General features: G+C 40.1%; 20 protein-coding genes and 2 pseudogenes. 9 read left to right on the plus strand and 13 right to left on the minus strand.

Going from position 1 to position 19,105, the window contains the following annotated elements; all coding sequences use genetic code 11:
- Positions 1-389 precede the first annotated feature (389 nt).
- The 4 genes from B7E06_RS04935 to B7E06_RS04950 all read left to right on the plus strand — a co-directional run bounded on the left by B7E06_RS04935 (position 390) and on the right by B7E06_RS04950 (position 3,520).
- Positions 390-974, plus strand: coding sequence for a kinase (locus B7E06_RS04935; RefSeq protein WP_082232944.1), 585 nt, complete (start codon positions 390-392; stop codon positions 972-974).
- Between the two features lie 451 nt (positions 975-1,425).
- Entirely contained in the window at positions 1,426-1,848 is a 423-nt protein-coding gene (locus B7E06_RS04940) for a YciI family protein (protein WP_082232945.1), read from the plus strand.
- A 6-nt stretch (positions 1,849-1,854) separates the two neighbouring features.
- A complete protein-coding gene (locus B7E06_RS04945; RefSeq protein ID WP_082232946.1) occupies positions 1,855-3,108 on the plus strand; it encodes an RNA polymerase sigma factor in 1,254 nt (417 codons plus the stop codon).
- Positions 3,109-3,139: 31 nt separating this feature from the next.
- Positions 3,140-3,520 carry a VOC family protein gene (locus B7E06_RS04950; protein WP_082232947.1) on the plus strand — a complete coding sequence of 127 codons (381 nt, stop codon included), beginning with the start codon at positions 3,140-3,142 and terminating at the stop codon, positions 3,518-3,520.
- 119 nt (positions 3,521-3,639) lie between these two features.
- On the opposite strand, the gene B7E06_RS04955 is transcribed toward B7E06_RS04950, so the two are convergent.
- Entirely contained in the window at positions 3,640-4,314 is a 675-nt protein-coding gene (locus B7E06_RS04955) for a Type 1 glutamine amidotransferase-like domain-containing protein (RefSeq protein WP_082235906.1), read from the minus strand.
- 440 nt (positions 4,315-4,754) lie between these two features.
- Between B7E06_RS04955 and B7E06_RS04960 the strand changes: the two genes are divergently transcribed.
- The 5 genes and pseudogenes from B7E06_RS04960 to B7E06_RS21525 form a co-directional block, all read left to right on the plus strand.
- Positions 4,755-5,225, plus strand: a complete 471-nt coding sequence (locus B7E06_RS04960) for a peptide-methionine (S)-S-oxide reductase (protein ID WP_082232948.1) — start codon at positions 4,755-4,757, stop codon at positions 5,223-5,225.
- A gap of 194 nt (positions 5,226-5,419) precedes the next feature.
- Complete coding sequence (locus B7E06_RS04965; RefSeq protein WP_082232949.1) at positions 5,420-5,722, plus strand: hypothetical protein; 303 nt, start codon at positions 5,420-5,422, stop codon at positions 5,720-5,722.
- 599 nt (positions 5,723-6,321) lie between these two features.
- The gene (locus tag B7E06_RS04970; protein WP_082232950.1) at positions 6,322-7,140 is read left to right on the plus strand and encodes a cupin domain-containing protein; all 819 of its coding nucleotides are present in this window, start codon (positions 6,322-6,324) and stop codon (positions 7,138-7,140) included.
- 203 nt (positions 7,141-7,343) lie between these two features.
- Positions 7,344-7,661 (plus strand): annotated as a pseudogene (locus B7E06_RS21520) (ArsR/SmtB family transcription factor); the annotation flags it as partial.
- Positions 7,662-7,727: 66 nt separating this feature from the next.
- Positions 7,728-8,189: pseudogene (locus tag B7E06_RS21525) on the plus strand (SRPBCC family protein); the annotation flags it as partial.
- A 330-nt stretch (positions 8,190-8,519) separates the two neighbouring features.
- On the opposite strand, the gene B7E06_RS04980 reads toward B7E06_RS21525, so the two are convergent.
- Genes B7E06_RS04980 through B7E06_RS05035 form a run of 12 tightly spaced genes read right to left on the minus strand, consistent with a single transcriptional unit; the run spans position 8,520 to position 18,655 of the window.
- Complete coding sequence (locus tag B7E06_RS04980; RefSeq protein ID WP_245807673.1) at positions 8,520-10,238, minus strand: PAS domain-containing sensor histidine kinase; 1,719 nt, start codon at positions 10,236-10,238, stop codon at positions 8,520-8,522.
- 3 nt (positions 10,239-10,241) lie between these two features.
- The gene (locus tag B7E06_RS04985; protein WP_179133963.1) at positions 10,242-10,715 is read right to left on the minus strand and encodes a GAF domain-containing protein; all 474 of its coding nucleotides are present in this window, start codon (positions 10,713-10,715) and stop codon (positions 10,242-10,244) included.
- Complete coding sequence (locus B7E06_RS04990; RefSeq protein ID WP_082232951.1) at positions 10,702-11,358, minus strand: response regulator; 657 nt, start codon at positions 11,356-11,358, stop codon at positions 10,702-10,704. Before B7E06_RS04990 ends, B7E06_RS04985 begins: the two co-directional genes overlap by 14 nt.
- 14 nt (positions 11,359-11,372) lie before the next feature.
- Complete coding sequence (locus B7E06_RS04995) at positions 11,373-12,023, minus strand: sensor histidine kinase (protein WP_082232952.1); 651 nt, start codon at positions 12,021-12,023, stop codon at positions 11,373-11,375.
- 14 nt (positions 12,024-12,037) lie between these two features.
- Positions 12,038-13,549 carry a nitrate/nitrite transporter gene (locus tag B7E06_RS05000; RefSeq protein WP_082232953.1) on the minus strand — a complete coding sequence of 504 codons (1,512 nt, stop codon included), beginning with the start codon at positions 13,547-13,549 and terminating at the stop codon, positions 12,038-12,040.
- Positions 13,542-13,829 carry a hypothetical protein gene (locus B7E06_RS05005; protein ID WP_245807674.1) on the minus strand — a complete coding sequence of 96 codons (288 nt, stop codon included), beginning with the start codon at positions 13,827-13,829 and terminating at the stop codon, positions 13,542-13,544. Before B7E06_RS05005 ends, B7E06_RS05000 begins: the two co-directional genes overlap by 8 nt.
- Positions 13,816-14,127 (minus strand): hypothetical protein, encoded by a 312-nt coding sequence (locus B7E06_RS05010; protein ID WP_245807675.1) that lies wholly within the window; start codon positions 14,125-14,127, stop codon positions 13,816-13,818. The genes B7E06_RS05005 and B7E06_RS05010 overlap by 14 nt, the downstream gene beginning before the upstream one ends.
- Before the next feature lie 2 nt (positions 14,128-14,129).
- A complete protein-coding gene (locus tag B7E06_RS05015; protein ID WP_082232955.1) occupies positions 14,130-14,324 on the minus strand; it encodes a hypothetical protein in 195 nt (64 codons plus the stop codon).
- Positions 14,314-14,838, minus strand: coding sequence for a QcrA and Rieske domain-containing protein (locus tag B7E06_RS05020; protein WP_082232956.1), 525 nt, complete (start codon positions 14,836-14,838; stop codon positions 14,314-14,316). The genes B7E06_RS05015 and B7E06_RS05020 overlap by 11 nt, the downstream gene beginning before the upstream one ends.
- A gap of 12 nt (positions 14,839-14,850) precedes the next feature.
- On the minus strand, positions 14,851-15,411 hold the full coding sequence (locus tag B7E06_RS05025) for a 4Fe-4S dicluster domain-containing protein (RefSeq protein ID WP_082232957.1): 561 nt from the start codon (positions 15,409-15,411) through the stop codon (positions 14,851-14,853).
- Entirely contained in the window at positions 15,412-17,580 is a 2,169-nt protein-coding gene (locus B7E06_RS05030; protein WP_082232958.1) for a molybdopterin oxidoreductase family protein, read from the minus strand. It lies immediately after the preceding gene.
- On the minus strand, positions 17,567-18,655 hold the full coding sequence (locus B7E06_RS05035; RefSeq protein ID WP_082232959.1) for a hypothetical protein: 1,089 nt from the start codon (positions 18,653-18,655) through the stop codon (positions 17,567-17,569). The genes B7E06_RS05030 and B7E06_RS05035 overlap by 14 nt, the downstream gene beginning before the upstream one ends.
- Between the last annotated feature and the right edge of the window lie 450 nt (positions 18,656-19,105).

The raw sequence follows: 19,105 nt of genomic DNA on the forward strand, positions 1-19,105 counted from the left end.
AAACAATATGTATTTATAGTTATTTTACAAATAATCTCCTCTTAAATTAATGGAATGAACAAAAATAAAAATTTAGGATGGTTTACCACTACCCAATTATAGGCTAATTTGGTTTTGGAATATAGTATTCTTGCTAATAACTCAGCTGATTTCTTGTTACTCAATACTTTATCTTTATTCGTTATCGAATCTACTAATGGATTTGACTTTCCGTTAATAATGCGAACTATTTTATACAATACTTTTCTGCCTCACGTAACCTTATTATAGAAATATCGACAATATATTCGGTTCATTATAGTGTACTATAGTGAACTAAACAACAAGTTTCTTCAACAAATACACTATTAACAATGATGTTCATAATAATTTATGAGCTGTAGGGGATGATGGATTTGAAAGATATAATGAATAAACTTCCAAAAGTTGAAGATGGTCAGAGGGTGGTTCTTGGGATTGACGGTTTAAGTCGTTCCGGTAAAACAACATTTGCTAGAAAAATAGAGCAATATTTCAAAGGGAAAACTTCGGTTTGTATTTTTCATATAGACAACTATATTGTAGAAAGAAAAAGAAGGTATAACACTAATTACGAGGAGTGGTATGAGTATTACCATTTACAATGGGATGTCGAGTGGTTAGAAGAAAATTTCTTTAAAAAACTTAAGGGATTAAAAGAACTTCATCTCCTTACATATCATTACCATTCAGATACCTGCAAAGTAGAGTTAGTTAACATACCTGATACCTGTCTCATTATCATTGAAGGAGTATTTCTTCAAAGAAAAGAGTGGAGAAATTACTTTGACTTTATAGTTTTTTTGGATTGTGAAAGAGAAAAAAGGTTTAATCGAGAAAGTATGGAAACCCGAAAGAACGTTGAAAAATTTAAAAAGAGATATTGGAGAGCAGAAGATTATTATATGAAATCAATATTTCCAAAGGAACAAGCTGATTTAATTATTTTGAATTAATTTTGAAAACACACATTAAGGGATGGGGATCCTAAAGAGAATTGAAGAAGAAATCCTTCCTGAAAAACAACTTAATCATCATACATAAGGGGTTCGATAACAGTTATTGAATGGTAGAAAAGTCCTCGTATTCAATTCTTGGGGCGATGCTTAATCAAAGTGATCGTCTTAATTTTTTGATATAGAATTTGTGGGAACAAAGGCCAATCTATTTAAAAGCAGGTATATGATAAGGGGGACAAGAAAAAAATATAAGAATGATCTTTCTTTTTCCATATACCGCGATAACAATAGACCAACGAGTAATTAGATTTAAAAAAGTTTCATAATTGTTTTAAGAAAAATATATTTGTTTTGTCGAAATCAGCATTCTTCATTCGTTATGTAAATGAGAACGGAAATAATAGAGGAGGAAATATCCTTCCCTAAAGATCAAAGGAGGAATAAACAGATGAGATTTGTGATCCTTGTTAAAGCTTCTAAAGATTCTGAAGCAGGTGTTCACCCCAGTCAGGAGCTTATCGATGCCATGATGAAGTATAACGAAGAACTGGCCAATGCGGGAGTTCTAATTGCAGGGGAAGGTCTTCACCCTAGTTCCGCAGGCTTTCGTATCTCTTACCCTGAACCTGGAAAGAAACCAAAAGTGATGGACGGTCCTTTTACGGAATCTAAAGAATTGATTGCGGGTTTTACGCTTATTGAGGTTCACTCAAAAGAAGAGGCTTTCGAATGGGCCTTACGAATGCCGGACCCTCACGGATTTGGTGAAGGGGAAATTGAGGTCCGCCAAGTGTTCGAAGCTCAGGAATTAACGAATGATGCTCAAACTTTGTCAAAGGTTTCGGAACTGCGTAAAAGAACGGAGAGGTGACAACACGTGGGATCCGTCGATGTGCATCGTACTATAAATACGATTTGGAAAATCGAGTCAGCTAAAGTTATTGCGAGAGTTGCTCGTATCACCCGGGACATCGGGCTTGCAGAGGATTTTGCTCATGATGCCTTAGTTCAAGCACTCGAGATCTGGGAGAAATCAGGGATCCCTGAAAACCCGGGCGGATGGTTAATGACAACTGCCAAGCGAAAAGCCATTGATTATTTGCGAAGAGATAAATTAAGTGAGAGAAAGCATAAAGAGCTTGGCCTCATCAATGATTCCTATTATAAGTGTGAGTATGATGATGTGGATGAGCATGATATTAAGGATGATCTGCTTAGGCTCCTTTTTATTACATGTGATCCTATTTTACCTCCGAAGTCGCGAGTTGCGCTAACTCTTCGTTTGCTTGGAGGGTTGACGACTGAAGAAATTGCCAAGGCTTATCTCACCCCCACACCAACCATAGCCCAGCGCATAGTTAGGGCTAAAAGAATACTTCGGGAAGCCCGCATTTCTTTTGTGGATTATGAAGAAAGTGAGCTTAAAAATCGGTTATCCTCCGTGCTAGAAGTACTATATTTAATGTTTAATGAAGGATATACAGCCACGTCTGGCGGAGAATGGTTCCGCCCTACGCTTTGTCAGGAATCGTTGCGGCTTGGAAGAATACTTGCTGAACTCGTTCCTAAAGAACCTGAAGTTCATGGCCTCGTGGCTCTTATGGAGATTCAGTCCTCCCGGCTAAAAGCAAGGGTAAATCCAAAAGGAGAACCGATCCTTCTTTTAGATCAAAACCGAGCACTTTGGGATTACTTGCTCATTCGAAGGGGATTAGCAGCTATTGAACGAGCGGAAGGGCTTGGGGTTCCACTGGGACCCTACTCGTTACAGGCTAAGATTGCTGCATGTCATGCTGTAGCCCCTTCGGGAGCAGAAACGGATTGGGTGCGAATCTCAGCTTTATATGACGCCCTTGCTCAATTAACTCCATCCCCGATTATTGAGTTGAATCGTGCGGTTGCTCTATCTATGGCATTTAGTCCTGAAGTTGGACTCGAAATTGTCGATGAGTTGCAGGAGGAACCTACTTTGAAGGATTATCACCTCCTGCCAAGTGTAAGAGGAGACCTTCTTTTTAAACTTAACCGAAAGCAAGAAGCACATGTCGAATTCAAACGTGCGGCATCGCTTACTAGTAATGAACGAGAGCGTGAAATGCTTTTAAAAAGAGCTTCAGAATGCACCACGTAAGATAAGTCTTAATAATTAGGAGGATAAATGTATGATTAATAAAGTGGGACAGATTATGTTGTATGTAAATAACCAGGACGAAGCTGTTAAATTTTGGACCGGTAAAGTAGGCTTTAGCTTAATTTCCTCTGAAGAGAATGAGCAAGGAATGAAGTGGATTGAAATTGCGCCAACAAAAAACTGTGAAACCACCCTTATTTTACACAACAAGAAAGTAGTAGCTGAAATGGATCCTGAGCTTAATCTCGATACTCCTTCCTTAATGTTTTTCACCAATGATTTAGAGAAATTACATGACGATTTATCAAATCAGAACATCACGGTTGGAGAAATTGTAGATATGCCTGCCGGAAAAGTGTTTAACTTTGCCGACAACGAACAGAATTACTTTGCTGTTATGGAATCTAAATAAAAATAGTTGATGAAACCGTCCAGGAAAATACGGATGATTAAGAAAATTTCCATATAAAAAAGCCTGATTTCTCCGTATTTAATGTGAAGAAATTAGGCTTTTTTCATGGGCTGATCCTCTCAATGATAAGGGGTGAACAGCTTCCATTGCCCCTGGGAAATAACTTCAACGTTATCATGGGACACTTTGATGGCTGTCTGATCGTCAATCGCATACCCTGGCCCTGACAAGCCGGCGGCCCACTTTTCTGCATTAGCCAAAGTATTGTCTGGTAACATTTCGTGACCCAGGTGTGGAAACATAGCAAAATCTACGAGACCTAGTGTTTGATCGTCTCCTTTAGGTGGACGCCAGCCTACGAAATCTTCACCGATATTTGGAGCCATCACCATGCTCCCGGCGCTCATTCCTACATAGACAACATCCAGTGATGGCAAGAGGTCCGCCAGTCCGGATTGCCTCATCCAGTGGTACAGGTAGAGAGCGTCACCGCCCGAGACGAGCAGGACGTCCGTCTCCCGAACAAGCGGCACCCAGCGTTCTTCGTCAATGCTTGGCAGCGCTGTGAGCTCAAGCACGCCGACCGATTTCCAGCCCAGGTTCACCATGGGATTCTCGGAATTTCCCGTGATGAATTCCCAGGCTTTGACGCCGGGACCGACCCAGGGGTGTCCGTACATCGCGGTAGGAATGCACAGAGCGTTAGAGTCGGCGATCGGTTTTTCAAGCATGTCAACGAGCGCATTGTGTATAGACGAGTTATTGACACCAGCGGAAGTTAGCAGAAGTTTCATTCCACCCGTTTTCGAGGACTTGGAATCCTCCAATTCATTATGCGCCATATGTTTTCCTCCTCAGTTTTTAAAGTAAACTACTAGGATGATTACGCATTTCGTTCGTTGATTCGCTAAAAGGCATATCCTGCCTGCAATGATCATCTCCTCATTTCACTCGATTTTTTCTGTCTGTGACTTTACTATAATTCAACTCTTAAAGAAAAGGGAGCAATTATCCAAGATATTATAGAAGATTCATGAATTGGGAATAGAAAGTGGGCAGCCCCTGCTTAAACAGCTTCATCAAATGAAAGATAGATAAGTATAATGAAGGAAAACCGGAGAGACTATAGAAACTCTATGATAGAGCGGATTTAAAATATGAATATTAATTTTCTGCAGAGTTAGGGTAGATTGAAATGGGGTACGCAATTTTTAAAACAAAGAGGAGAGTTCCTATGGAAGTCGTATATTTGGCTGGTGGATGTTTATGGGGAGTACAAGCTTTTATAAAAACTTTACCGGGAGTTACGTTTACAGAAGCGGGAAGAGCTAATGGAACCACTTCTACACTAGAGGGTGATTATGATGGCTACACCGAATGTGTAAAAACAGAATTTGATCCGACGATTGTGACGATCAGAGAATTAATGGGATATTTATTTGAGATTATTGATCCCTACAGTTTGAATAAACAAGGACAGGATGTTGGCGAGAAATACAGAACAGGAGTATACAGTGAAAAGCCTGAACACTTAAATGAGGCGAAGGCGTTTCTTACGGAGAGAAATGATTATGATCGTATAGTTGTTGAAGTCTTACCTCTTACAAACTACGTGAGAAGTGCAGAAGAACATCAAGATAGGTTAGCAAAATATCCAAATGATTATTGTCATATTCCCGACGAAATATTAAGTAGATATAAGTGAGGAGAAAATTAAAGAATAAGGAGCTATTAGCTGAAGACCAATCAATGGTCTTCAGCTTTTTCTTTAAATAGTAGCCATTTATATTGAGGGTTTGAATTTGAGAGTACTTTAAAAAATATTTCTGAAGGATTAATCTCTTATTTTATTGAAATAAAGTAATAAGTTAATATAACAAAACAGTAAGGGGTTAATCAATGACATTTAAAAAGAAGTTAAATGAAATTGTTGATTTTCAAGCATCTATGGACGATGGATATGAAGATATTATTGAATTATCGAAGAGATGCAGGTTTACTAACTGCTCTCATACGAAAGAACCTAACTGTGCTGTGAAAAAAGCAATTGATGAAGGGATTCTTTCGAAAGAAAAATTCATTTTATATTATAGAGAGAAAAATGAAGCATTATATGTATCCAATCAAAGTAATAAAACTAAAGCTGTCGAGTATATGAAAAAAAGGGATCTTTATCGTGATCCGCCTATAAAATTCGAATAATGCAGAATATCAACCAATTTATAACTGTTATCCCGGATGACGAAGATAGAAGATTGGTTCTTTAAAAATGATAAGGCTATATTAAGTAAAGCAGAAGATTATTTAAACATTTTAATAAGTATTAAGGTACAAGTATTTGGGAAAAGGGGGCGATTATTCTAAAGAATAGTCGTCTTTTGCGTCTTAAGAATCGGGAAGAATTGGGGGATAAATCTATAGCCAAGTTCACATCTTTATGAAGAGAGTTTTGTTATAAAATTGATTTAAATACATATGATTTCTTTAATTGTCATAAATGAATGAATTGAAGAATACTCAAAGTAAAGGGGATGGATTCAGGAACATCCAGGAATGAATCGTGAAAGGAACGATAATGGATGAAAATTGATGAAGAAAATATAGTCAATATCGCCAATACAATACCGCAGAACAGGGACGATTGATGAGGATGCGAAAAATCTGGGGTATGGAGCTGCTTTAGCGGTGATGTTAGTTTCAAAGATTCAGCAGTAGGGTGGTAACTAGGAAACTTATTTGGAGTACCGTCTCGTGATAAGTGCATACCATAATTTTATAAACTGTGAAGGGATGAAGAAAACATGTACTATGGTCCTTATTTTTATCCTTATCAAAACCCTTATTATGGGATGAATCCCCCGATGTACATCAATGAAAGCCATGCTAAGCAATGGTCCTTTCCTAATCAGGCAGAGCATGCGAACCGATTTGAACCCTGGCGCCCTTCTAACTATGATGGATATACAGATCATGGACCAAACCCATTTGTCATTAATATAAATGAAGCAACAAAGCAAAACAATACGTATCGTACGGCTTTATGGACGGGATCACATTTACAAGTTACTTTAATGAGTATAAATGCAGGCGAGGATATTGGTTTAGAAATACATCCTGATGTTGATCAGTTCTTGCGTATTGAACATGGTCAAGGGATAGTTCAAATGGGCAAGAGTAAAGATGATTTAAATTTTGTGAGAAATGTATATGATGATTCCGCAATAATGATACCTTCGGGAACATGGCATAATGTTACTAATACAGGAAATACTCCGCTTAAACTTTACTCCATATACGCTCCACCTAATCACCCATTTGGGACTGTTCATGTGACCAGAGCAGATGCAATGGCTGCGGAAGAAGGCAGCAGTCATAGTAATGGGAGTAAACCTGTGTTTGGCAGGACTCCTGATGAGTGGGTACAGTACACGGAGTATTTAGTAAATGAAGGATTAGAAGATGTTAAAAGAGGGATTAATGCCTTACACATTCTTCAAGAATTTATTCTTATGGGAGTACTTGTAGGGAAAGGTTATTCTCCCGAAAAAGCCTATGAAACAGTTGAAGAATGGGAACGTACAGGAGAATCCAAGCTTCTTCAACAAAGTAAAAACCTGTAGAAAATGTGAAGTATGTGGTTAAGATGGGGAGGTTCCAAGTAAAAGTAAAGGGGCTATTATTCGTTAAGAATAATAGCTCCTCTTTGTTTTTATATCAGGTATAAACTATTTCTTAATAATTAATTCCTTGACCATAATATTCCTTAAGTGGTATATTCCTGGTAAGGAATATTAGTAATGAAGAGATAGGTGTTTGGATGGATATGAAAACGAAAATTTTTAGCGCATTAGCCGAGCCCAGTAGGCTGCAGATTGTAGGTCTACTGCACGAAGGCTCACTGACAGTAGGGGAAATTGCAGATCGACTTCACATTCGTCAGCCTCAAGTATCCAAACATCTACGTGTATTGCAAGAAGCCGGAGTGGTAGAGTTTAAGGCAGAAGCTAATCGTCGTATCTACAAACTGAGGTTAGAGCCCTTCAAAGCTTTAGACTTATGGCTGAAAGAATACCGTGATATTTGGGAAGAAAAATTTGAAAACTTGGACGGGTATTTGCAGGAATTACAAGAAAGTGATAATGAAAAGGCGGGAGGCAGCAAAATGGAAACTGAAGTTAAAATCACTCACACTTTCAATGCTCCGCGTGACCTTGTGTTTAAGGCATTCACCGACTCTGAACATTTACAGAACTGGTGGGGACCAAAAGGATGGACGTTTCATGTTTCTCAATCAGATTTCCGCACAGGTGGTGTTTTTCTTTACAGTCAGAAACCGGCAGACGGTGATGAAATGTGGGTGAAGTTTGTGTACAGTGAAATTATTGTACCAGAGAAAATTGTTTATTCCAGTTTCTTTTCTGATGAGAAAGGTAACATTATTCGTGCTCCTTTTAACGCAAATTGGCCTTTGGAAACTCTTAATACCCTAACGTTTACCGAGAACGAAGGAAAAACAACGGTAACAGCTATTGTCACTCCTATTTCAGCAGCCAAAGAGGAACTTAAAGCCTTTGGAGACTCACAAGACATGGTCCATGAAGGATTTTCAGTCACGTTCCACCAATTAGAAGATTATTTGGCAAAAATTAAACTTAATAGTGAAAAATAAAATAGTGGATCAACCTGCCACGAAAGGGCGCAATTCAAGCATGTTGGATTGTGTTCTTTGTTGTTTTAAAGAGGCTGCTTATGAACTAAGGAGGGTCATATATGGCTTTATAATTAAATAAAAAAAGGAGAAAAATAGAGGGATTGGTTTTTGAGATCGAGAAAAATACATAGATATTCTGACCGGTAGCACTTCCAATTGTAGAGATAGATACATTATGTACTCTGCCATACTGAGCAAGTCTTCTTGTTCAAGCATAAAATCGTTATTTAACAGGAGTTTTAAGCCACATCTAAATAAAGAACCAGCACGCATACTGGTTCTCTAAAATCATTGAGGAATGTCTAATATTACCCTGGTACCTTCTCCAGGATGGGCAGATACGTGTAAATCTCCACCAACAGACCTGGCCCTTTCCTCCATACTGAATAATCCTACTCCGTCCGATAGTTGTTCTTCATTAAACCCTTTGCCTTTATCTTCAATCATTACTCTTACGCCATCTTCCCATTCGCGAATCGTAACAGAGGCCTTGTCGACTTCCGCATATTTCCGTACGTTAGTTAGTGATTCTTGAATAATCCGGTAGACTGTTATTTCCGCATGGTTATCCAGTCTGTTTGTAAGTACGCATTCAAAAAATACGTCGATTCCATAGTGCTCAGAAAATCTATTTAAAAAGGAGCGTATAGCAGGGACTAAACCTAAATCATCCAGTACAGAAGGTCTCAGTTCCCAGGAAATTTCCCGTACTTCCTCTATTAAAGCAGTTGCTTCATCGCGCATTTGATCGATCAATGGATGGTGAATTTCGGCACTTAACCTGCTAATCGTAATAAGATGACTATACAAATTCTGTCCAATTCCATCATGTAAATCGCGGGATAACCTTTTTCTTTCTTCCTCCTGGACATCAATTATCCTTGTCATCGTATGCTGTAACTCTGCTTCCACTCTTTTTCGTTTAGTGATTTCTGAACGAATGGCTAAGTATTGATAGGGTTTTCCTTTTTCATTTAAAAATGGAACAATCGTTGTATCGACCCAATAGTACAGGCCGTCTTTTGTTTTATTTTTGATTTCACCTTTCCAAACTTCCCCGCGTCCGATTGTCCGCCACAGCTCTTTAAAAAATTCCTTTGGGTGGTAGCCGGAGTTAATAATTGAATGGTCTTTACCTATCAACTCTTCGCGTGAGAATTTTGAAATCTGACAGAACTGATCATTTACGTAAGTAATGGTGCCTCTGTTATCCGTAATAGCGACTATAGAGGATTCATCCAGGGCGAACTTAAAATCAACGAGCTCTTGCATGGATTTTTCTAACTCATCGACCACTCTTTTAAATTCGGTGATTTCCTTTCGAATCGCTAAGTACTGGTAAGGCTTTCCTAAATTATTTAAAAAGGGAACGATGGTAGTATCCACCCAATAAGGTGTACCGTCTTTTGCCCTGTTCTTAATTTCTCCTCGCCATACCTTTCCATTGGCAATCGTTCGCCATAAGTTACGCATGAATGATTTGTCGTGGTAGCCGGAATTAATAATCCTGTGATCCTGACCAATCAGTTCTTTCTCTGAGTACTTAGAAATGGCACAGAATTTATCATTCACATATTTTATTTTCCCTCTTTGATCTGTAATCGCAACAATGGTAGATTCATCAAGGGCAAATTTCATATCGAGCCATTCATTTAAAACTTTTTTTGGTTCTAATTCTGATACGGAATGATCCTTACTGGTATTAATAATTAATAGATCATAAGATTCGCTTTGAAACGTGAACGTATTTCTCCTTAAAAACAGAGGGAATTTTTGTCCGTCTTTTCGCATACCAAAATACCGGACCACACTGCCTTGTTCCAGCGATGATAATTGGATTTCGGGTAATAGATTTTGAACATTTATCCATGGTTCACTTTCTTCCATTTCAAATAAGTTCTTTGCTATGTCATTCACCGATTGAATAACCCCGTCTTTATCGACTACGATCGTTGCGTCTTCAGAAGTTTCAGCTTTAGAATGGTGATAATGATTGCTCCTTGGCAATGGTTATCCCTCCCGGCATTCAGATAAAAATGACTCAATTTTACGTGCTATGTCATTCACCTTATTCTTTTCTTCCGCTGTGACTATATGTTTTTCTCTGTATCCGATTAAAAGCGCTCCTTTTAGCGATGTGTTCCATACTAGAGGGACGGCATAAGCGGAAAGTAACTGTTCTGCCAGCATGATTGGATAATCTGTCGATTTGCCCATTATTTTTTCTGGAAAATGATTAATTTCCATTGGGCTGCCGCTGGATATAACTTTTCCGGCGATCCCTTTCCCATATCTCACCGTAATATATTTATACTTTTCATTACGGTTCCCGACTGCATAAGGCCAGGTAACATCCAGCCCTTCCGGTTTCTGAAGAGCAACGCCTGCGAAGTCACAAGGGATAGCGCTTTTTAAAGTATCACATTCTGATTGAATCCATTCTTTCCTATAACCCATATCTTCACTACCCTTATTGAATTCCATAACCGAGCAGCCCCTTTTTAAGAGCTACGTTTACTAATTCGGGTCTCGTTTTCATTTGCAGTTTTTCCATAAGATTTCCTTTGTGGGTTTCGACGGTCTTGACACTTATGAACAATTGCTGTGCTATTTCTTTATTGGAATATCCTTTAGCTATGAGTGTCAATACTTCCTTTTCTCGATCAGACAATAACTGATACGTATCTGTTTCGTCCTGTTTCAGATGACCCAAATATTCTTCCATAAGTCGTTTTGTGGCCGAAGGGTGGAGATACGCATTGCCGCTGCAAACAGAGCGGATGGCGGTAACCAATTCATCATGAGGCGCACTTTTTAAGACACATCCTGATGCTCCTGCCTGTATCGCACGGAATAAATATTCCTCATCATCATGCATGGTGAGGATGAGGATGGCTGTGTCTGGCAATTGTTTTTTCAGTTCAGCCGTAGCCGATAATCCATCTTTTCCATGAGGCATGCTAAGATCCATTAAAATGGCATTCGGTTTTGTTTCTAATGCTTTTTCAATCCCTTCATTGCCTTCAGAAGCCTCTCCAACTACTTCCATATCCTCAAGAGAATTCAATAACATTTTCAATCCCATTCTTACTACGGCATGGTCGTCCACTAATAGAACATTTATCAAAGATTTCCCTCCTATCACTGAATTGGCAGGTAGATCGACACTGTTGTTCCTTTCCCTGATTCTGAAGTGATATGACAATGACCCCCTGCAAGCAGCATTCTTTCCTTCATCGCAGCTAAACCGGTACAGCGCCCCTCCATCACTTCTTTTAAATTGAAACCTTTTCCAGTATCTATAATCTCTATTTTCAATGATTTTCTTTCCCATGTAAACTGGAGGGAAGCTGCTGAAACATCCGCATACTTAGCGATATTCAGCATAGCTTCCTGACAAACGCGGAATACAGCCATACTTTTAGATTCAGAAATAACTGTTTCCTCTCCATTTGATTCTATATCTACCAACAATCCAAATGTACTCGTAAATGATTTTGAGTAACTTTTCACAGCTGAGAGCAGACCAAGGGTATTGAGTGTATTAGGGTACAGTTCTACCGATAAGAGCCTGATTTCCTGGATCGTACGTTCCATTAATACCGCCATTTCCTTGGCATAACTTTTCAAATGTGGCTCTTTAATACCTGATTCGAGAAAGCTTAACCCTGTGTAGAGACTGTACAGGTTCTGATTGACGCCTTCATGGAGCTCAAGTGCTATTCTCTTAATTTCTTCTTCTTGTGACTGAATAATATAAGTACTCGCCTGGTTAACAGCCTTAAGCTCCATAGCCATCCTCCTCTTTAATTAGGCACGCTGAGAGATTCTTCTTCGGTAATATCAGCGAAAACACCAGCATATTGAATGACTTCGCCCGCATCATCTTTGATTGCATTTATGGTCAGCCACTCTAAATAGTGACTTCCGTCTTTTCTCTTATTCCAAATCTGTCCTTGCCAATATCCTTTAGTTTCGAGTGATTTCCACATCTCCGCATAAAATAATTCTGTCTGCCTGCCGGACTTCAGCATATTGGGATTATTCCCGATTATTTCTTTCGTGCTGTATCCTGTCAGATCTGTAAAAGCCGGGTTGACCGCAATAATTTTTCCGAGTTTATTCGTAACCATCATACCAAGTGGTGTCGTTTCCATCACCTGGTGGGAGAGAGAAAGTTTATCTTGATAATACATCCAGATGACTAACACTAAACTCGCCAATGCTATTTGGGATAACGCCATAAACCCTATAGCATAATGTCCAGTCAAGGAGTAGAGAGTGGCCAGAATCAATGGAGGGAAGAAACCACCAAGCCCTCCCATGGCAGCTACGACTCCATTTGCAATTCCGGCTTGCTTTTGGAAATACATTGGGACTAACTTGAATATGACCCCATTTCCTATACCTGCACCGGCAGCTATTGTTAAACAGCCGATTGAATATAAGTTGATAGATGGAGCAAATGATAAGAGCATGGCAGCAACCGTAAACCCTCCGAAGACATACATCAAAAGAACGAGTGGCTGGAACCGGTCAGCAAGCCACCCGCCGATAGGACGCATGAAAGTGGCCATGGCAATGAACCCTGCGGTTCTAAGTCCAGCATCAACTTTATCAAGGCCAAAGTTAGCTACCAGGAAGTTTGGAAGATAGACAGTGAATGCCACGAAAGAACCGAATGTTATAAAGTAGAATAAACAAAACAACCAAAGCTTTTCATTTTTATAAACTCCTTTAATCTGCTGAATTAGCGGTGCTTTCACTTTTGGTTCGTCTTTATCTCCTAAGAAAAAGTTAGCAATAATAAAAATTCCTAGTAAAACCATATAGACTTGAACAGTAAAGGACCAGCCAAAATTAGCTGCAACAACCGGTGCAGAGAACGCGGTTACGGCAGTCCCAATGTTTCCAGCTCCATAAATTCCGTTTACAAATCCATGTCTTTCTTTAGGATAATATTTAGGTAATGAAGTGACCCCTACCGAAAAAACAGCTCCCCCGATACCAAGGAACAATCCCCCAATAAGTAAATCACCAAATGAGTCTGCCATACTCACGAAATATACAGGGAATAATAATAGAATAAAACTAACCATAAATATCAATCTAGCACCAAGTAAGTTGGCAAGATAGCCCATCGGTATTCGTAATAATGAGCCTAAAACCACTGGTACTGCCGTCACCCATGCGATTTGCTCTGGAGCTATGGCAATGTCTTCCGAAATAAAAGGTAATAAAGATGAGATCAGCACCCAGACCATAAAACCTGTCACCAGGTTCATTGTTTGTAAGGGGAGTTGTAATTTTTTATTCATTTTTATTCTCCTCGCTTCTGATTACAAAATATAGTCCTGCTTCTTGATCATAAGCAGACCACTCATTTTCAGTCTGTTTTACCCGGCTTGTAAGAGGGGCAGCGAAAAAATAAAAATCATCGAAATAAATGCGGATATGTGTTTTGTCAGGGCATAATGCGAGCTTCTTAATTCTTTTTTTTACCCAGGGAGCCATTTCTTCTCCCTGATCCCCATGAATACAAACCTGGACAGGGGTAGAGATGTACGGCTTCAGATCTTCGATGTTAATGGGTCCCACAAGTTCCGCACCTCCCTGCCGGATAGACATAGAGTTGGTAGCCATTGAGTGTGGACCAGAAGTCTTCCCCTGCATTTTCTTCGAGGTGATCGATTACTTCTTCTTCTGATGTCCAGCGACTCATGCCTTTTACTTCAGCTACAACAATTTCCAAATCATTCACTATTTTATGATCCAGGTACCAATGAAGGCGCTGGCCCTTAAATAACGATTGGAACATTTCTTGGACGGTAACAGACAGTCTGCCTGTCTTTGGCTGGATGAAACAAAAATCTAAATAGGTTTCATTGATCATCATATCTAACGGTCCCCCTTATTTCTTTCCTTCCTATATACAATCAAAGCGATCGGGAATAAAAGGATGTTTAAGCCAGCATACAAAAGCGTGACACCATAATTTTCGTAATAATACTGATGCACGACTAGTTGTGTGAGAACAATGTTCAGCAGCAATATGGCACTGAGAACAAGCACACCTGCATAACTACGCCTCATAGCGTTTCACCCTTACGGCATAAATTGATCCGTTATCCACTTTCACTTCAATTCCGGGAAGAGGCCTTCTTGGCGGACCTGCGGTTGGTGCTCCTGTAACAGCATCAAACTTGCCGTGGTGGCATGGACAAATCATTTCTTTCTCTTCCTTGACCCAATAGACAGGGCATCTTAGGTGGGTACATGCATTCTGATAAGCAACATATTTATTTTCACTCAAACGAATTAGTATCGCACTGTCATGCTCACTTGGAAAATGAAATTTAACAGAATCTCCGACTGCCACGTCCCTCACATCGGCTATTTTTTGATGAGGATATTCTTTATTACTAAGGCCTATCAGCTCTTTTGCTGCAACAGCTCCCCATGGAAGTGTGGAAATAGCGAAAACTCCAGCAGCCCCTGCAAGTGTTTTCATGAATCCTCTGCGATCCAGCATCCGCTCATTATTCCGGTTGATGTTATGTGTGTAATTGTCTTCATCAAATGGAATTTTATTATTGTGATCTGTCATGATACTTCCTCCTTAAAAGAGTTTTTCCGTACCTTGCAATATTCCAGGAAGGTTCACTTTGACATGTGTGGCCCCTTCGAGATAGGGCAAGCTTGTTACCCATTTTCCATTATCCAGGTTATGCTGTTGCTGCTTTCTTTCAATTTCATCTTCTGTCAGCCATTGAAGAGTGTTGGAAGGACAGACACTGGCACACATCGGCGGGATTCCGTCTTTTGTGCGATCAATACAAAGGTCGCATTTGTACATCAGGTTTTGCTCTTCATCGAACTTAGGAATACCGTACGGACATGCGATGGTACAGTTTTGACATCCGATACACTTTTCAACGAGGGCGGATAAGACAGCACCCGTTTCATGAATTTGAATCGCTTGAGCCGGACAGCTCCTCGCACAGGCAGGGTTTTCACAGTGCAGGCACATAAGAGGCATCGTCTGCCGGGTCACATGCGGGTTAACATCATATACATAATTTCTGTTGCGCTGTTCATGCCCGCCGCACTGCGTACATGCGGCAAGACAGGAGCGACAGCCGATGCAATTTTCTAATTCGATATATAATCTTTTTTTCATTTATAGCACCTTCTTAGGTTCTAGTTTCTCCATTTGAGCGGCACACGCTTTGAACTCTGGCATTCTGGATATAGGATCAAGAGCTGCAATTGTCAGCAAGTTGATAGCCTCTTCATGTCCAAAGTGGTAGGGGACAAACACAGTGTCTTTACGAATAGCTTCGGTCACTTTCACTTTGTAGGTGCTTTTTCCTCTGCGCGTAAATAAACGCACCCTTTCATCATGGGTCATATCGTATTTTGCTGCTGTTTCTGGATGTACTTCTACATAAGGTTCCGGGCACATGTCTTTTAAAAATTGAATCCGTCTCGTCTGGTTGCCAGATAAGTAGTGGTAGACTACTCGGCCTGTAGTTAGACGTAATGGATACTTTTCACACGGTTCTTCAGCTGGTGGGCGATAAGGGAGTGCACAAATTTTAGCTTTTTCATCAGGGTGGTAGAATTTTTTATCAAGGAACATATGTGGTGTCCCTTTGTCATTCTCATCTTTACAGGGCCAGAACACCCCGTCTTGTTGATCGATCTTCTCCCATGTAGCTCCGTAATAATCTGCATTTCCGCCTTTAGTTGCCAGCCTGAATTCTTCAGCAATGTCTTTGGCCGTTTGTAAATGAGAGAAATATTTTCCTCTGCCGAGACGTTCTGCAAGCTCTACTTGCATCTGCCAATCCGGTTTTGATTTACCGATGGGCTCTTGAGCTTTATTGATTTTGATAATTCTTCCTTCAATGTTAGTCACTGTTCCTTCATCCTCGGCCCAGGTGACAGAGGGAAGGATGACATCAGCAAATTCAGCTGATTCAGATAAGTAGAAATCGGCACATACCATAAAGTCAAGGTTCTTCATGGCCTTTCGTACAAAGTTTAAATTCGGTGCAGAAACTGCCGGATTAGAACACAGCAAGTAAAGACCGCGAATGGTTTTCTCTTGCATCAATTCGAACATTTCATAAGCAGAGACACCTGGTTGAGGCATTTCTTCCGGATTAATTCCCCACACGTTACACACTTCTTTAACGTGTTCTGGATTTGTGATTTTGCGGTAGCCTGGAAGCAAGTCAGCTTTTTGTCCATGCTCTCGGCCCCCTTGACCATTTCCCTGGCCGGTAAATGTCGCCACACCGGATTTTGGCCTGCCGATCTTTCCTGTTACAAGCGCCATGTTGGTATAGCCGGATACATTATCAACGCCCTTATGCTGCTGCTCGATTCCTCTTGCGAACATGACCACTGCATTTGGAGCTTTTCCGTAGATCTCTGCTGCTTTTACAATTTTGTCAGGGGAGATTCCCGTCAGTAAGCTTGTCGTTTCAGGAGTAAATTGCTCGACGACCTCTTTTGTTTCTTCAAAACCGTTCGTATGTTTCCTTATAAACTCTTCATCTGTGCAGCCATTTTTAATCAATAGATGCAGAAGTCCATTTGCCAGTGCCAGGTCTGTACCGGGCTTTAAGTCAAGATGAAGATCTGCTCTTCTGGCTATAGGTGTTTCCCTTGGATCCACTACAATAATGTAGCCCCCGCGCTCTTGAACATTCCAAATACGGAACATAGAGGTAGGGTGGCATTCAGCCGTATTGCTTCCAGCGATGAACAAGCAGTCTGTTTCATGAATATCCGTCCATGGTAAGGTAGAGCCGCGATCGACACCAAAGGATCTTAAGAAACCCCCGGCAGCACTCGACATACAAAAACGTCCATTGTAGTCTATGTATCTAGTGCCTAAGGCCACCCGGGCGAACTTTCCTGTTAAATAGCATTTTTCATTGGTCATAGAAACACCGCTGAATACCGACAAACTATCTTTTCCATATTTGGTTTGCAGCTTGTTGAATTTTTCGGCAATCATGTCATAAGCTTCTTCCCAGCTCGCCTCACGGAATCCTTCTTTTGTCCCTTTCAACGAGGCATCATCCCGGATAAGAGGACGTAGAATGCGGTCTTCATGGTTTGTCTGCTGATAGGCAGTAACTCCTTTCGGGCACATTTTACCTACTGTTACAGGCCAGTCATACCGTGGCTCCACACCAATAATTTTATTGTTTAACGTGTTCACTCTCAGGTTCATTCCACACTGCATCCCACAATAGCTGCAGTGTGTTTTAATCAATTTTTCATTAGGATGTCTAACATTCTCTATATCACGGAAAAATTTATCCCTTGGCATTTTGATTGGCCTCCTTGGTTTTCACGTTATGGGTCGCAAATCCTGAAAATCTAGCGATACGGTATTTTCTGCGGCAAGGCAGGCATAATTCCGCAAGATTAAAACCATCCTTTTCCATGTTAAAGTCAATATCATTAGTTCCGAGTACGGAGATAACATCCTTTGATTGTTCGGTTGAAACAAATTCATCTCCACAGACCTTACATTTTTTCATCGATTGCTCACCATAATGCTCTCTGTAATTTCTTGCAAACACGCTGAGCGGACGGAAAGGAATATGGGCCAGTTTGCCAAAAGGGAGGTAAATTAATGTAATGATCACCGAATACTGATGGATCATGGACATAACATAATGTCCCTCACCATGTAAAAACACGTTCATAAACGTCAAAATAAGACCGGTAATACTTATGAATAACAATAGATAAAGTGGCAGAAAGTCATAGATGAATTTTTGCTCAGCCCTCGCTTGCATGTTTTTTAAGCGGCGGTAAAGGGCCATACACACACCGATGATAACCATAACAGCAGTAAAGTTAAGGGCATTATAGAAAAAGAAAGCAATTATTCCATCAGCATTGACTGTCAGGAGGTCGACTCCCATAGCGACGACTGTATAATAGCCGCCTTCTTCCATCGTGAAGTACATCCAGCCGAAAACGAGCGGAAAAGTAACTAAGCAAGAAAGAATTACACCCCATCCCAGCATTACATGCTGTGTCCATCGGTAAATTCCCCGATTCCAGATAAAATTGTAAGTGCCGAGATGTTCTACTGATGTTTTTGGTGTTGACTTACGAAATAGCAACTTCATTCCTTTTTTTATAATGATCTTCGTAGGCGGTCTTTCACCCCAGGCGATAAACCGATAGAAAAATCCAGCGATAAAGACAAATGTTCCAACCATGTAGCCATATAAATTCATATCCACGTGTGTGAACATTCTCGTTCCAATGAAGGAAAGAGCGACAAGGAAGCTGATTGTAATAAACATTGACTTTGCAAATTTAGATGCAAACGCGTTATTAAAGGAATGCGTTGTCTTTAAAGGTTTTCTTAAAGCAGTATCTGCCATCTTAAAATTCCCCTTCGCAGCTTGTATTGTGTTATTCCTAACACTTGTTAATTAAATTATAGAAAGCGAAGGGCTAAATATTAATCGGGGAACTTCCCCATCATGAGGGGGGAAAACCCTTATCTTGTTAAAAAGGTCAATCTGCCTATCTATATGGACACAATAATTAATATCATTCAAGAAAAGGGCGAACTGTTCTGGCTCGATATCCAATTTGTAGAAAAAAGAGAATAAAAATTTAGGAACTATTGGAATTCGTGAAATTGAATATTTAAGGGGAGTTTTCAAGCATACGGGTCCAACCTAAAGGGATTTCTTTAGGGGGAAAAAGAAATGAAGGGGAGAGGCTGGCGGCTAAAAAAATTACTATTGATGTTGATCTTTCTGTGAGTTTATCTTGATCCTAAGTCTTCAAGGTTAGGGGCTAAACTTGAAGACTGGCAGGTTCCC

The sequence above is a fragment of the Halobacillus massiliensis genome (assembly GCF_900166625.1).
In the GTDB taxonomy this organism is placed as follows: domain Bacteria; phylum Bacillota; class Bacilli; order Bacillales; family Halobacillaceae; genus Halobacillus_A; species Halobacillus_A massiliensis.